This window comes from Streptomyces sp. NPDC045021 (genome assembly GCF_056432645.1).
Genome location: NZ_JBWKIQ010000006.1, coordinates 211,774 through 226,622 on the forward strand (window position 1 = coordinate 211,774; position 14,849 = coordinate 226,622).

The 14,849-nt window shown below is 70.8% G+C and carries 14 protein-coding genes; 12 read left to right on the top strand and 2 right to left on the bottom strand.

Annotation, left to right across the window (positions count from 1 at the left end; all coding sequences use genetic code 11):
* Positions 1-100: 100 nt before the first annotated feature.
* From rpsK to truA, 5 genes are all read left to right on the top strand, one after another.
* Positions 101-505 carry a 30S ribosomal protein S11 gene (gene rpsK, locus AC07DC_RS20195; RefSeq protein ID WP_138352917.1) on the top strand — a complete coding sequence of 135 codons (405 nt, stop codon included), beginning with the start codon at positions 101-103 and terminating at the stop codon, positions 503-505.
* 26 nt (positions 506-531) lie between these two features.
* The gene (rpsD, locus tag AC07DC_RS20200; RefSeq protein ID WP_138352918.1) at positions 532-1,158 is read left to right on the top strand and encodes a 30S ribosomal protein S4; all 627 of its coding nucleotides are present in this window, start codon (positions 532-534) and stop codon (positions 1,156-1,158) included.
* A gap of 108 nt (positions 1,159-1,266) precedes the next feature.
* Positions 1,267-2,289: a DNA-directed RNA polymerase subunit alpha gene (locus AC07DC_RS20205; RefSeq protein ID WP_033177813.1), complete on the top strand. Its 1,023-nt coding sequence runs from the start codon at positions 1,267-1,269 to the stop codon at positions 2,287-2,289.
* Between the two features lie 152 nt (positions 2,290-2,441).
* A complete protein-coding gene (gene rplQ, locus AC07DC_RS20210; protein ID WP_138352919.1) occupies positions 2,442-2,960 on the top strand; it encodes a 50S ribosomal protein L17 in 519 nt (172 codons plus the stop codon).
* 106 nt (positions 2,961-3,066) lie between these two features.
* Entirely contained in the window at positions 3,067-3,912 is an 846-nt protein-coding gene (gene truA, locus AC07DC_RS20215) for a tRNA pseudouridine(38-40) synthase TruA (protein WP_478915758.1), read from the top strand.
* A 41-nt stretch (positions 3,913-3,953) separates the two neighbouring features.
* Here truA and AC07DC_RS20220 read toward each other — a convergent pair whose 3' ends face one another.
* Positions 3,954-5,189, bottom strand: a complete 1,236-nt coding sequence (locus AC07DC_RS20220) for a hypothetical protein (RefSeq protein WP_478915759.1) — start codon at positions 5,187-5,189, stop codon at positions 3,954-3,956.
* A gap of 124 nt (positions 5,190-5,313) precedes the next feature.
* Here AC07DC_RS20220 and AC07DC_RS20225 point away from each other — a divergent pair, with 124 nt between their 5' ends.
* The 4 genes from AC07DC_RS20225 to glmM all read left to right on the top strand — a co-directional run bounded on the left by AC07DC_RS20225 (position 5,314) and on the right by glmM (position 9,706).
* Positions 5,314-6,933 (top strand): ABC-F family ATP-binding cassette domain-containing protein, encoded by a 1,620-nt coding sequence (locus AC07DC_RS20225; protein ID WP_478915760.1) that lies wholly within the window; start codon positions 5,314-5,316, stop codon positions 6,931-6,933.
* Between the two features lie 265 nt (positions 6,934-7,198).
* Positions 7,199-7,642: a 50S ribosomal protein L13 gene (gene rplM / locus AC07DC_RS20230; RefSeq protein WP_399644430.1), complete on the top strand. Its 444-nt coding sequence runs from the start codon at positions 7,199-7,201 to the stop codon at positions 7,640-7,642.
* Between the two features lie 42 nt (positions 7,643-7,684).
* On the top strand, positions 7,685-8,230 hold the full coding sequence (rpsI, locus tag AC07DC_RS20235; protein WP_478915761.1) for a 30S ribosomal protein S9: 546 nt from the start codon (positions 7,685-7,687) through the stop codon (positions 8,228-8,230).
* Positions 8,231-8,347: 117 nt separating this feature from the next.
* The gene (gene glmM / locus AC07DC_RS20240; RefSeq protein ID WP_478915762.1) at positions 8,348-9,706 is read left to right on the top strand and encodes a phosphoglucosamine mutase; all 1,359 of its coding nucleotides are present in this window, start codon (positions 8,348-8,350) and stop codon (positions 9,704-9,706) included.
* Positions 9,707-9,784: 78 nt separating this feature from the next.
* On the opposite strand, the gene coaA is transcribed toward glmM, so the two are convergent.
* Positions 9,785-10,780, bottom strand: a complete 996-nt coding sequence (gene coaA / locus AC07DC_RS20245; RefSeq protein WP_478915980.1) for a type I pantothenate kinase — start codon at positions 10,778-10,780, stop codon at positions 9,785-9,787.
* A gap of 109 nt (positions 10,781-10,889) precedes the next feature.
* On the opposite strand from coaA, the gene glmS reads away from it, so the two are divergent.
* The 3 genes from glmS to AC07DC_RS20260 all read left to right on the top strand — a co-directional run bounded on the left by glmS (position 10,890) and on the right by AC07DC_RS20260 (position 14,792).
* Entirely contained in the window at positions 10,890-12,737 is a 1,848-nt protein-coding gene (glmS, locus tag AC07DC_RS20250; RefSeq protein ID WP_138352925.1) for a glutamine--fructose-6-phosphate transaminase (isomerizing), read from the top strand.
* Positions 12,734-13,102 (top strand): holo-ACP synthase, encoded by a 369-nt coding sequence (locus tag AC07DC_RS20255; protein ID WP_478915763.1) that lies wholly within the window; start codon positions 12,734-12,736, stop codon positions 13,100-13,102. The genes glmS and AC07DC_RS20255 overlap by 4 nt, the downstream gene beginning before the upstream one ends.
* Before the next feature lie 232 nt (positions 13,103-13,334).
* A complete protein-coding gene (locus tag AC07DC_RS20260; protein ID WP_478915764.1) occupies positions 13,335-14,792 on the top strand; it encodes an NAD(P)H-hydrate dehydratase in 1,458 nt (485 codons plus the stop codon).
* The last annotated feature ends 57 nt before the right edge of the window (positions 14,793-14,849 follow it).

Genomic DNA, 14,849 nt, shown 5'->3' on the forward strand with positions numbered 1-14,849 from the left:
CTAGCGGACGCACTGCGGTGCTGATGGGGGGAGACCCCCGGATCTCCGCAGAAGAAAGCGGTCCCCGCTGTAGGACCGACCACCTCCACGGGAGTAATACATGCCTCCGAAGGGCCGTCAGGGCGCAGTCAAGAAGGTGCGCCGCAAGGAAAAGAAGAACGTTGCTCATGGGCACGCCCATATCAAGAGCACGTTCAACAACACGATCGTCTCGATCACGGACCCCTCGGGCAACGTGATCGCTTGGGCCTCTGCCGGCCACGTCGGCTTCAAGGGCTCGCGCAAGTCGACTCCGTTCGCCGCGCAGATGGCCGCCGAATCGGCTGCCCGTCGCGCGCAGGAGCACGGCATGCGCAAGGTCGACGTCTTCGTCAAGGGTCCCGGCTCCGGCCGTGAGACCGCGATCCGCTCCCTCCAGGCCACTGGCCTCGAGGTCGGCTCGATCCAGGACGTCACCCCCACCCCGCACAACGGATGCCGCCCGCCCAAGCGCCGCCGCGTCTGACCACCTGAAGTAGGAGACAAGACAATATGGCGCGTTACACCGGGGCCGACTGCAAGCGTTGCCGTCGGGAGAAGCAGAAGCTGTTCCTCAAGGGCAGCAAGTGCGAGAGCGCAAAGTGCCCGATCGAGATCCGTCCTTACCCCCCGGGTGAGCACGGCCGCGGGCGCACCAAGGACAGCGAGTACCTCCTTCAGCTTCGCGAGAAGCAGAAGTGTGCCCGTATCTACGGTGTACTCGAGAAGCAGTTCGTGAACTACTACAAGGAAGCGAACCAGAAGTCCGGCAAGACCGGTGAGAACCTTCTGCGCATCCTTGAGATCCGTCTCGACAACGTGGTCTACCGGGCCGGCTTTGCCAAGTCCCGCGACCACGCCCGTCAGCTGGTTCGTCACGGACACATCACCGTGAACGGCCGCAAGACCGACATCCCGTCGGCTCGCGTGGCTGTGAACGACATTGTCGAGGTTCGTGAGTCCTCGCGTCAGATGACCCCGTTCGTGGTCGCTGCCGCCGAGGCCGGCGAGAAGACCGTGCCCGCGTGGCTCGAGTCGATCCCGTCGAAGCTCCGGATCCTCGTGCACTCCCTGCCCGAGCGTCCTGTGATCGACACGCAGGTCCAGGAGCAGCTGATCGTGGAGCTCTACTCCAAGTAGTAGTGGCTCAGCGATACGGGCGGCAGGACCTCATACGGGTCCTGTCGCCCGTACCCTTGCAGTACCCCTCGGCATCAAATAGCGGATGCCGATGACTGGAGGAACATCATGCTTATCGCTCAGCGTCCGTCGCTGACCGAAGAGGTCGTCGACGAATTCCGCTCCCGGTTCGTGATCGAGCCGCTGGAGCCGGGCTTCGGCTACACCCTCGGAAACTCCCTTCGCCGCACGCTTCTCTCCTCGATCCCCGGTGCCGCTGTCACCAGCATCCGGGTCGACGGCGTTCTGCACGAGTTCACCACCGTGCCGGGCGTCAAGGAGGACGTGACCGACGTCATCCTCAACATCAAGCAGCTCGTCGTCTCCTCGGAGCACGACGAGCCCGTCGTGATGTACCTGCGCAAGCAGGGCCCGGGTGTCGTCACCGCCGCCGACATCGCGCCCCCGGCCGGTGTCGAGGTGCACAACCCCGACCTGGTTCTGGCCACCCTGAACGCCAAGGGCAAGCTGGAGATGGAGCTGACCGTCGAGCGCGGTCGCGGCTACGTCTCCGCCGTCCAGAACAAGCAGCAGGGCCAGGAGATCGGCCGTATCCCGGTCGACTCCATCTACAGCCCGGTGCTCAAGGTCACGTACAAGGTCGAGGCGACCCGTGTCGAGCAGCGCACCGACTTCGACAAGCTGATCGTCGACGTCGAGACCAAGCAGGCCATGCGCCCGCGCGACGCCATGGCGTCGGCCGGTAAGACCCTGGTCGAGCTCTTCGGCCTGGCCCGCGAGCTCAACGTCGACGCCGAAGGCATCGACATGGGCCCGTCCCCGACGGACGCCGCTCTGGCCGCCGATCTGGCACTGCCGATCGAGGAGCTCGAGCTCACCGTTCGTTCGTACAACTGCCTCAAGCGCGAGGGCATCCACTCCGTGGGTGAGCTCGTCGCCCGCTCCGAGGCCGACCTGCTCGACATCCGCAACTTCGGTGCGAAGTCGATCGACGAGGTCAAGGCGAAGCTGGCCGGCATGGGCCTGGCCCTCAAGGACAGCCCGCCCGGATTCGACCCGACCGCCGCCGCCGACGCCTTCGGCGCCGACGACGACGTGGACGCCGGATTCGTGGAGACCGAGCAGTACTGATCCGACTCCGTCGCGGAGGCGGGACCGACCGCGGTTCACGCCGCGGGTCCCCGCCTCCGCGACGTTCGGCAGAGACTTCTGGCAGGCACACGCCCGTCGGACACTGACACCGGTACCTGATCCGGCCGGTGCAGAAAAGAAGGAGAAAGACCATGCCTCAGCCCGCCAAGGGTGCCCGTCTGGGCGGCAGCGCCGCGCACGAGCGTCACCTGCTCGCGAACCTTGCGAAGGCGCTGTTCGAGCACGGCCGTATCACCACCACCGAGGCCAAGGCGCGTCGTCTGCGTCCGGTCGCGGAGCGCCTCATCACCAAGGCGAAGAAGGGCGACATCCACAACCGTCGCCAGGTGCTGGCCACCATCACCGACAAGAGCATCGTGCACACGCTCTTCACGGAGATCGGCCCGCGCTACGAGAACCGCCCCGGTGGTTACACGCGTATCACCAAGATCGGCAACCGTCGTGGCGACAACGCCCCGATGGCGGTCATCGAGCTGGTCGAGGCCCTGACCGTGGCCCAGGCCGCCACCGGTGAGGCCGAGGCCGCGACGAAGCGCGCGGTGAAGGAAGACACCCTCAAGAAGGACGACGCCGTCGAGGCGAAGTCCGACGAGGTCGTCGAGGACGCCAAGCCGGCCGAGAAGGCCGACGAGGAGTCGAAGGACGCCTGATCCAGGCGTTCGGCGTACTACGGACGGGCCCGCACCCAGCTTCTGGGGGCGGGCCCGTTCCGCATGCACGGCATGATCAGCACGATCGGCACGAGAGGACCGCGCGGTGAGCGACGAGGTGGAGCCCGGTTTCGTACGGGTGCGGCTGGACCTGTCGTACGACGGGGCCGAATTCTCCGGCTGGGCGAAGCAGCGGACGCGGCGCACGGTGCAGGGCGACCTGGAGGCGGCGCTGCAGACGGTCATGCGGCTGCGGGAACCGGTCTCCCTGACGGTCGCCGGCCGTACGGACGCGGGCGTGCACGCGCGCGGCCAGGTCGCGCACCTGGACCTGGCGGAGGACGTCTGGGCCGAGCACGGCGAGAAGCTGCTCAGGCGGCTCGCGGGGAAGCTGCCGCAGGATGTGCGGGTGTGGCGGGTCGCCGTGGCGCCACGGGCCTTCAACGCGCGGTTCTCGGCGATCTGGCGACGTTACGCGTACCGGGTCGGCGACCAGCAGGCCGGCGTCGACCCGCTGCTGCGCGGGCACGTGCTGTGGCACGACCGGCCGCTGGACGTGGACCTGATGAACGAGGCGGCCGGGAAGCTCCTCGGCGAGCACGATTTCGCGGCGTACTGCAAGAAGCGCGAGGGTGCGACCACCATCCGCAAGCTGCTCGATCTGCACTGGGAGCGCACGCCCGACGGGCTGGCCGTCGCGACCGTGCGGGCCGACGCGTTCTGCCACAACATGGTGCGGGCGCTGGTCGGCTCCATGCTGCTGGTCGGGGACGGGCACCGGCCGGCCGATTTCCCCGGCGAGGTGCTGGCCGGGGGTGTGCGCAATTCCGCGGTCAATGTGGTGCGCCCCCACGGGCTGACCCTGGAAGAGGTCGGCTACCCCGCGGACGACGAGCTGGCCGCCCGCAACCTGCTGGCCCGCAATCTGCGGACGCTGCCCGGCTGCCTCTGAGCGGTCGGGTCCGGCGCCGGGACCCGATCTCAGGCCAGGCTCTAGTTGCCCGCGGCCGTGTCCCGCGCCGCCGCGTCCTTGCCGCGCTGGACGATGCGCTGGAACGCGAAGTTCGACGCGTCGGTCCCGGCCTGCTTGGAGGCGGTGTCGGAGGCGGTGGCGGTGGTGCCGTTCTTGGGCCCGGAGATCGTGAAGTAGGCGTAGCGGCCGACCGCGTTGGAGGTCGTCCAGCAGGAGACGTTGTGGCAGAACGTCGGGACTCCGCCGCCGGGCAGCGGCAGCAGGAACCGGAAGGTGCCCTTGGTCTTGTCCGCCGAGCCCTTGTCGTCGAAGACGGCGACGCCCACGGTGACCGCCGACCCGCCCAGCACGTAGGTCGCGCGGACCACCTGGCGGCAGTTGTTCTTCGGCAGCGCCGCCGCGAGCCCGTCGGTGGCCGCCGCGGCGCAGCTCGTCGTCGACGCGCCGCCGGTCCTGGTGTAGGTGCGGCCCGCGATCGTCATCAGCTTGCCGGGGAAGAGGGTCTCCGCGCTGATGGGGGCGGTGTCCTTCTTGGCCGTGGAGATGTAGTCCAGCGGGTTCTTCGGGGGCTGCGGGGCGACCGAGGAGAACGATGGCTCGGGCGGCAGCGGCTGGGAGGGCGCCGTGGTCGTGGGGCCCGCCTTCGGCTTGCCGTCGCTCTTGTTGGACGCGACGACGGCCGCCGCGACGATCCCCGCGACGGCCACCGCGGCGAGCGCTCCGCCGCCGACCATGAACAGCTTGCGGCGCTTGGCCGCGGCCTCGCGCTGCGCGGCGAGCGCGCCCCAGTCGGGGGCGTTGGACTGCGGGGCCTGCGGGAAGGCGCCGGGGCCGGCCGCCGGGCCCTGCGGCTGCTGGGGGAAGGACGGCGGGGAGCCGCCGGCGCCCAGGCCGCTCGTCGGCGGAGCCCAGGCGGGAGCCTGCGGTGCGCCGGGTGCAGGCTGCTCGGGTTGCTGCTGAGCCCGTGCCTGGGCGGGCTGCTGGGCGCCGGCCGGCGGCCAGGCCGGTGCCCCGGAGCCGTACGGGTCCGGCTGCGCCGGTGCCTGCGGAGCCGCGCCGTCGGGAGCCGTGCCCCCGGGTATCCGCGGTGCCTGCGGGGCCCCTGCCGCGGGCGGCCCGGCCTGGTAGGGGAGCGGCCGGGACGGGATGACCCGCCCCTCCAGCACCTCGCGCCGGCCGTCACCCTCGGACTCGGGCGGGGTGGGCGCCGTGAAGCCCTGGCGCGGGTCGTGGGGAGGCGTGGGCCCATCAGTCATGACGCGCATCATATTCGGCGAACGGGTGACACGGACGCCCGATCCGGGCGGTCCCGGGCACCGGCGTCCAGCAGCTGGAAATCGGTTTGGGCCGGGGCCGTGGCAGGGGCGAGAATCCAGGGCTATGGGACATGTAGAGGCGGCACACCTGGAGTACTACCTTCCGGATGGACGGGTGCTGCTCGGCGACGTCTCGTTCCGGGTGGGAGAAGGCGCCAAGGTCGCTCTGGTCGGGGCGAACGGCGCGGGCAAGACGACCTTGCTGCGGCTGATCTCGGGAGAGCTCAAGCCGGACGGCGGCTCGGTGACGATCAGCGGCGGGCTCGGCGTGATGCCACAGTTCGTGGGCTCGGTCCGGGACGACAGGACGGTGCGGGATCTGCTGGTCTCCGTGTCGCGGGCGCGGATCAGGGCGGCCGCGAAGGCCGTGGACGCGGCCGAGCTGGCGATCATGGCGCAGGACGACGAACCGGCCCAGATGGCCTACGCGCACGCGCTCAGCGACTGGGCCGAGGCGCACGGCTACGAGGCCGAGAACATGTGGGACATGTGCACCCTGTCCGCGCTGGGCGTCCCGTACGAGCGGGCGCAGTGGCGCGAGGTCAAGACGCTCTCCGGCGGTGAGCAGAAGCGCCTGGTGCTGGAGGCCCTGCTGCGCGGCAACGACGAGGTGCTGCTGCTCGACGAGCCGGACAACTACCTGGACGTGCCCGGCAAGCGCTGGCTGGAGGAACAGCTCGCGCAGACCAAGAAGACCGTGTTGTTCGTCTCCCACGACCGGGAGCTGCTGGCCCGCTCCGCCGAGCGCATCGTCAGCGTGGAGCCGGGCCCCGCGGGTTCCGACGTATGGGTGCACGGCGGCGGCTTCGGCACGTACCACCAGGCGCGCAAGGACCGCTTCGCGCGGTTCGAGGAGCTGCGGCGCCGGTGGGAGGAAGAACACACCAAGATCAAGCAGATGGTGTTCCGGCTGCGCCAGCAGGCCGCGATCAGTCCGGACATGGCGTCGCGCTACCACGCGGCCCAGACCCGGCTGAAGCGCTTCGAGGACGCGGGCGCCCCGCAGGAGCCGCCGCGCGAGCAGGACATCAAGATGCGGCTGCGCGGCGGGCGCACCGGGGTGCGGGCGGTGACCTGCGCCGGGCTGGAGCTCACGGGTCTGATGAAGCCGTTCGACCTGGAGGTCTACTACGGCGAGCGGGTGGCCGTGCTCGGCTCCAACGGGTCGGGTAAATCACACTTCCTGCGGCTGCTCGCCGGCCAGGACGTCGCGCACACCGGTTCCTGGAAGCTCGGCGCCCGGGTGGTGCCCGGTCACTTCGCGCAGACCCACGCGCATCCGGAGCTGGAGGGGCGCACACTGGTCGACATCCTGTGGACCGAGAACGCGCACGACCGCGGCCGGGCGATGGGCGTGCTGCGCCGCTACGAGCTGGAGCGCCAGGGCGACCAGAACTTCGGCAGCCTCTCCGGGGGGCAGCAGGCCCGCTTCCAGATCCTCCTCATGGAGCTGGCGGGCACCACGGCGCTCCTGCTGGACGAGCCGACGGACAACCTTGACCTGGAGAGCGCCGAGGCCCTCCAGGAGGGCCTGGAGGCCTACGACGGCACGGTGCTCGCGGTGACGCACGACCGCTGGTTCGCCCGGTCCTTCGACCGCTACCTGGTCTTCGGCTCGGACGGGATGGTCCGCGAGACGACGGAGCCGGTGTGGGACGAGCGGCGGGTGGAGCGCAAGCGGTGACCAACGGGTGACGGACGGGTTACGACAAGGGTGCTGACCAGGGCATTGGGCCGCGTTTTGACCCGTACGGTCGAAGGCGGGTATTCTGCGAGTTCGTTATGCGTATTGGCTTGCTCGTTCTCACGTGAGAGGCCCTTACGCCGGTCCGCCGGGCCGATGACCAGCGGCAGTACCGGGTTGCGTCCCCGAGTACCGCCAGGGCTGTCGTGATCGTCCGGGTGGCCTTGTCAGGACTCCACTCTCTGAAGAAGCGAAGGCTACGACCGTGCGTACGTTCAGCCCCAAGCCCGGCGATGTAACTCGCCAGTGGCACGTCATCGACGCGCAGGACGTTGTCCTGGGCCGTCTGGCCTCTCAGGCCGCGAACCTTCTCCGGGGCAAGCACAAGCCTGTGTACGCCCCGCACGTTGACACCGGTGACTTCGTCATCATCATCAACGCCGACAAGGTTCACCTGTCCGGCAACAAGAAGTCCCAGAAGATGGCCTACCGCCACTCTGGCTTCCCGGGTGGTCTGCGCTCCGTCCGTTACGACGAGCTGCTCGACAAGAACCCCGAGAAGGCCGTCGAGAAGGCCATCAAGGGCATGATCCCGAAGAACACCCTGGGCCGTCAGATGCTCTCGAAGCTCAAGGTCTACGCGGGTGCCGAGCACCCGCACGCTGCGCAGCAGCCGGTTCCGTTCGTGATCAGCCAGGTCTCGCAGTAGTCCCGGCCACCAGCTACCAGCAGAAAGCATCTGAGGAGAATCGTGGCTGAGACCACTACCGAGGCCCCCGTCGTCGAGGCTGACGACACCACCGAGACCGTGGCCTTCGGGTCCGAGGAGGCTCCTACGGAGTACACCTCGGAGTCCGAGGCTCCGGAGGAGTACACCTCCGAGTCTCTCGCGGGCCGCTTCGGCGACCCGCAGCCGGCAGCCGGCACCGGCCGCCGCAAGCAGTCCATCGCCCGTGTCCGCATTGTGCCGGGCTCTGGCAAGTGGAAGATCAACGGTCGCACCCTTGAGGGTTACTTCCCGAACAAGGTGCACCAGCAGGAAGTCAACGAGCCGTTCAAGCTCCTTGAGCTGGACAACCGCTACGACGTCATCGCGCGTATCGGTGGCGGCGGCATCTCCGGCCAGGCCGGTGCGCTGCGCCTGGGTGTTGCCCGTGCGCTGAACGAGGCGGACACGGACAACAACCGCGCCGCCCTCAAGAAGGCCGGATTCCTGACGCGTGACGACCGTGCGGTCGAGCGCAAGAAGGCCGGTCTGAAGAAGGCCCGTAAGGCGCCGCAGTTCAGCAAGCGCTAATCACGCTCGGCGTTCGCCCCGGAGGCACTTTGTGCGCCTCCGGGGCGTTCGCTATTTGGTGCCCAGGGCGTATACCTGTCGGTAACGCCCATGGCTCGCATACTCGGAGGAAAAACAGTGGGACGACTCTTCGGCACGGACGGCGTGCGCGGCGTCGCCAACGCGGACCTGACCGCCGAGCTGGCGCTCGGCCTGTCCGTCGCGGCGGCTCATGTGCTCGCTGAGGCAGGCTCGTTCCAGGGTCATCGGCCGGTGGCCGTGGTCGGGCGCGATCCGCGTGCTTCGGGGGAGTTTCTGGAGGCCGCCATCGTGGCGGGCCTCGCGAGCGCGGGCGTGGACGTCCTGCGGGTCGGTGTGCTGCCCACCCCCGCGGTGGCGTATCTCACCGGCGCGCTGGGTGCCGACCTCGGCGTCATGCTCTCCGCCAGCCACAACGCGATGCCGGACAACGGTGTCAAGTTCCTGGCCCGCGGCGGCCACAAGCTCGACGACGACCTCGAGGAACGCATCGAGAAGACGTACGAGGAGCACCGCGCCGGCGAGCCCTGGGACCGGCCGACCGGTTCCGGCGTCGGCCGGGTGAAGGACTACACCGAGGGCTTCGACCAGTACGTCGCGCACCTCATGGGCGTCCTGCCGAACCGCCTCGACGGCCTGAAGATCGTCCTGGACGAGGCGCACGGCGCCGCCGCCTGGGTCTCGCCCGAGGCGTTCTCCCGGGCCGGTGCCGAGATCGTCACGATCGGCGCCCAGCCCGACGGCCTCAACATCAACGACGGCTGCGGCTCCACGCACCTGGAACTGCTCAAGGCCGCCGTCGTCGAGCACGGCGCGGACTTCGGCATCGCCCATGACGGTGACGCGGACCGCTGCCTGGCCATCGACGCCGACGGCAACGAGGTCGACGGCGACCAGATCCTGGCCGTGCTGGCCCTGGACCTGCGCGAGCGGGGCGGGCTGCGGGAGAACACCGTGGTCGGCACCGTCATGTCCAACCTCGGCTTCAAGCTGGCGATGGAGCGCGAAGGCATCCACCTCGTGGAGACGGCGGTCGGCGACCGCTACGTCCTGGAGGCGATGAAGGAGCACGGCTACGCGCTGGGCGGAGAGCAGTCCGGCCACGTCATCATCCTGGACCACGCCACGACCGGCGACGGCACGCTGACCGGCCTCATGCTGGCCGCCCGCGTCGCCGCCACCGGCCGCACGCTGGCCGACCTGGCCGGCGTCATGCAGCGCCTCCCGCAGGTGCTGGTGAATGTTCCGGACGTCGACAAGAGCCGGGTCAACACCGCTCCCGAGCTGGCGGCCGCGGTCGCCGAGGCCGAGCGCGAACTGGGCACCACCGGACGGGTCCTGCTGCGTTCCTCCGGCACCGAGCCGCTGGTCCGCGTCATGGTCGAGGCCGCCGACATCGACCACGCCCGCGCGGTCGCGGGCCGGCTGGCCGACGTCGTGAAGTCCGTACTCGGCTAGTACCTGCCTGAAGCACTGAGCGCGCCGCCCGTACGGATTCCCGTGCGGGCGGCGCGTTTTCACGTTCCTGGGGCTGTGTCAGAGCTTGCGCAGCGACAGCCGCTGGACCTTGTGCTGCGGGCCCTTGCGGAGCACGAGCGTGGCGCGGCTGCGCGTCGGCAGCACATTCTGCTGCAGGTTGGGCTTGTTGACGGTCCGCCACATCAGCCGGGCGTACTCCATCGCCTCGGCCTCCGAGACCTGGGTGTACTTGCGGAAGTACGAGAACGGGTTCTGGAACGCCGTCTCGCGGAGCTTGCGGAACCGGCCGAGGTACCACTGCTCGATGTCCTCGGTGCGGGCATCGACGTAGACGCTGAAGTCGAAGTAGTCGGCGAGGCCGACGCGGGTGCGGCCGTCCTTGCCGGGCAGCGCCGGCTGCAGCACGTTCAGGCCCTCGACGATGAGGATGTCGGGCCGGCGCACCGTCAGGCGCTCGCCGGGGACGATGTCGTAGATCAGGTGCGAGTAGACGGGCGCGGTCACCTCGTCCTTGCCCGCCTTCACATCGGCGACGAAGCGGGTCAGCGCCCGCCGGTCGTAGGACTCGGGGAAGCCCTTGCGCGACATCAGGTCGCGGCGGTGCAGTTCGGCGTTGGGCAGCAGGAACCCGTCGGTGGTCACCAGCTCGACCCGCGGGTGCTCCGGCCAGCGGGCCAGCAGCGCCCGCAGGATACGGGCGGTGGTCGACTTCCCGACCGCGACGCTCCCCGCCACCCCGATGACGAAGGGGGTGCCCGCCTGCTCGCCCTGCCCGTTGCCCGCGTCGCCCAGGAAGGTGTTCAGGGCGCCCCGCAGGCCGCTGTGGGCGGCCACGTACAGATTGAGCAGCCGGGACAGCGGCAGATAGACGTCCACGACCTCGTCCAGGTCGATGACGTCGCCCAGGCCGCGCAGCCGCTCCACCTCGTCGGCGGTCAGCGGCAGGGGCGTCCGCTCCCGCAGCGCGCTCCACTCCGCGCGGCTGAGGTCCACGTACGGGCTGATCTCGGCGCGTCGGCGCTGCTGCTGATCGGTGGTCGGCACACGGCCCATTGTGCTGCCGCGCCGCGCCCGGTTCACCTCGGGGGGCATCAGGGCCTGTCAGGCATGCCTCCGGAGGGCCTCTGGGACGGCGGGGTGGTGCGGCCATAGGGTGGCGGGCATGTGCGGAATCGTTGGGTATGTGGGCGGCCGGTCCGCTCTCGAAGTCGTCGTCGCCGGGCTGCGGCGGCTGGAGTACCGGGGCTACGACTCGGCGGGTATCGCCGTGCTGGCCGACGGTGGTCTGGCCGCCGCCAAGAAAGCCGGCAAGCTCGCCAATCTGGAGGCGCTGCTGGAGCGGCAGCCGCTGCCGGCCGGCGGGACCGGCATCGGGCACACGCGGTGGGCCACCCACGGCGGCCCGACGGATGTGAACGCGCATCCGCACCTGGACAACGCGGGACGGGTCGCGGTGGTCCACAACGGCATCATCGAGAACTTCGCCGCGCTGCGGGCGGAGCTGGCCGAGCGCGGCCACGCGCTGGAGTCCGAGACCGACACCGAGGTCGTGGCGCATCTGCTCGCCGAGCACTTCTCCTCGTCGGCGGACCTGGCCGAGGCGATGCGGCAGGTGTGCCGGCAGCTGGACGGGGCGTTCACGCTGGTCGCCGTGCACGCGGACGAGCCGGACGTGGTGGTCGGGGCGCGCCGCAACTCGCCGCTGGTGGTGGGCGTCGGCGAGGGCGAGAACTTCCTGGCGTCGGATGTCGCCGCGTTCATCGCGTACACCCGCGAGGCGATCGAGCTGGGCCAGGACCAGGTCGTCGAGTTGCGCCGGGAGAGCGTGACCGTCACCGACTTCGAGGGCAAGCCGGCCGAGGTGCGGCCCTACCACGTGGACTGGGACGTCTCGGCCGCCGAGAAGGGCGGCTACGACTACTTCATGCTCAAGGAGATCGCCGAGCAGCCGAAGGCGGTCGCCGACACGCTGCTGGGCCGGATCGGCACGGACGGCCGGCTGACGCTCGACGAGCTGCGGATGCCGGACCGGATGCTGCGCGAGATCGACAAGGTCGTGATCGTCGCGTGCGGGACGGCATTCCACGCCGGGATGATCGCCAAGTACGCCATCGAGCACTGGACGCGGATGCCGTGCGAGGTCGAGCTCGCGAGCGAGTTCCGGTACCGGGACCCGATCCTGGACCAGCGCACGCTCGTCGTCGCGATCAGCCAGTCCGGCGAGACCATGGACACCCTGATGGCGCTGCGGCACGCCCGCGAGCAGGGCTCCAAGGTGCTCGCCATCTGCAACACCAACGGCTCGACGATCCCGCGTGAGTCCGACGCCGTGCTGTACACGCACGCCGGGCCCGAGGTCGCCGTCGCCTCGACGAAGGCGTTCCTGACGCAGGTCGTCGCCTGCTATCTGGTGGCGCTGTACCTGGGGCAGGTGCGCGGCACCAAGTGGGGCGACGAGATCACCGGGGTGATCCGCGAGCTGTCGGAGATCTCCACCCAGGTCGGGCAGGTCCTGGAGACGATGGAGCCGGTGCGGGCGCTCGCGCGCTCGCTGAAGGACAAGAACACCGTGCTGTTCCTGGGCCGGCACGTCGGCTACCCGGTCGCCCTGGAGGGCGCGCTCAAGCTCAAGGAGCTGGCGTACATGCACGCCGAGGGCTTCGCGGCGGGCGAGCTCAAGCACGGGCCGATCGCGCTCATCGAGAAGGACCTGCCGGTGGTCGTGGTGGTGCCGTCGCCGCGTGGCCGGTCGGTGCTCCACGACAAGATCGTTTCCAACATCCAGGAGATCCGGGCCCGCGGTGCCCGCACCATCGTCATCGCCGAGGAGGGCGACGAGGCGGTCGTCCCGTACGCCGACCACATCATCCGCATCCCGCGCACCCCGGTGCTGCTGCAGCCGCTGGTGGCCACCGTGCCGCTGCAGGTCTTCGCCTGCGAGCTGGCCACCGCCCGCGGCAACGAGGTCGACCAGCCGCGGAACCTCGCCAAGTCGGTGACCGTCGAATGATCATCGGAGTCGGGATCGACGTCGCCGAGATCGACCGGTTCGCCGCGTCCCTGGAGCGCACTCCGGGCCTCGCCGACCGGCTCTTCACCAAGAACGAGCGGCTGCTGTCCGGCGGCGAACCCCGTGGCATCGCTTCGCTCGCCGCCCGCTTCGCGGCCAAGGAGGCGCTGGCGAAGGCGCTTGGCGCTCCGGCGGGGCTGGTGTGGTTGGACGCCGAGGTGACGACGGAGGAGTCGGGCCGGCCGAGGCTTACCGTCACGGGCTCTGTGGCCCGGCGGGCGGCGGAGTTGGGGGTGCGGGGGTGGCATGTGTCGCTCAGCCATGACGCGGGGATCGCTTCGGCGGTGGTGATCGCCGAGGGGTGATCGGGTCGGTGCCCGGGTCCTCCGGTGGGGGGTTCGAAATCGACTATTTACGGGCCTGGCGGCCCACAAATAGCTCGGCAGCATTTCGAACCCCCCACCTGCGGCCCCGGCCCCCTCACGTCACAGCCGGCCGGAGTGCGGCCGGTGGTCAACGGCGCTGTCGCGGGTACGGCTCCTGGGGTACGGCCCGCAGCACGCGCGGGAGCAGCGGTTCATCGAGGGAGGACAACGTATGCGACACGCACACACCGTCGAGACCGTACGGGCGGCGGAGCGCGCCCTCATGGCGCGGCTGCCCGAGGGCGCGCTCATGCAGCGCGCCGCCGCCGGGCTCGCCGCCGCCTGCGCGGGGCTGCTCGGCCGGGTCTACGGCGCCCGCGTCGTCCTGCTCGTCGGCAGCGGTGACAACGGCGGCGACGCCCTGTACGCGGGAGCCCGGCTGGCCCGGCGCGGCGCCGCCGTCACCGCCGTGCTGCTTTCTCCGGACCGTACGCACGTCGGCGGGCTGGCGGCGCTGCGGGCCGCGGGCGGCCGTACGGTGACCGCCGACGCGGACGTGGCGCTGCCGCTGATCGGACGCGCCGACCTCGTCCTGGACGGGATCGTCGGCATCGGCGGGAAGGGCGGTCTGCGGCCGGCGGCCGTGCCGCTCGCGCGGGCCGCGCGCGACTCCCGCGCCACTGTCGTCGCCGTGGACCTGCCGAGCGGTGTCGACGCCGACACCGGCGAGGTCAACGGCCCGGTCGTGCACGCCGACGTCACCGTCACCTTCGGCACCTACAAGCCGGGCCTGCTGATCGACCCGGGGGCCGGCCACGCCGGCGCTCCGCGCCTGATCGACATCGGCCTCGGCCCCGATCTCCCGGCGCCGGCGCTGGAAGCCCTGCAGTTCGCGGAGGTCGCCGGGCTGCTGCCGGTGCCGGCCACCGAGAGCGACAAGTACCGGCGCGGTGTCGTCGGCGTGGTCGCCGGGTCGGACCGCTACCCGGGCGCGGCCGTCCTCGCGGTCGCGGGCGCGCTGCGCGGTGGCGCGGGAGCCGTGCGGTACGTCGGGCCTGGCGCGGAGGCCGTGCTGGCCCGCTTCCCCGAGACGCTCGTCACGACGGGCCCGCCGTCCGAGGCGGGCCGCGTCCAGGCGTGGGTGGTCGGGCCGGGACTCGGCGACGGCGCGGAGGCGCGGCGGTCCGTCGACGACGTGCTCGCGTCGGACGTGCCCGTCCTCGTCGACGCGGACGGGCTGCGCCTGATCACCTGCGAGCAGGTCGGGGCCCGCTCCGCGGCCACCGTGCTCACCCCGCACGCGGGGGAGGCGGCGGCGCTGCTGGGGCGCTCCCGCGAGGAGGTCGAGGCGACCCGGCTGGCGTCCGTGCGGGAGCTCGCCGGGCTGTACGGCGCCACGGTGCTCCTCAAGGGCTCGACGACGCTGGTGGCCGACCCCGACCGGGCCGTCCCGGTCCGCGTCAACCCGACCGGCACGTCCTGGCTCGCCACCGCCGGCAGCGGTGACGTCCTGTCCGGTCTCACCGGCTCCCTGCTGGCCGCGGGCCTGGCCCCCCGCGACGCCGCCTCCGTCGGCGCCCACCTGCACGGCCTGGCCGCCCGCCTGGCCTCCGGCCCGGGAGCCCCCATCTCCGCCCAGGACATCGCGGCCGCTCTTCCGGCCGCCTGGCGGCAGGCCGCCGGCGGCTGAGCTTCCCCGACGACGGGGGGCCGATGCCGCGCGGCGGGCGCGCCAGGCGGGGCGCGT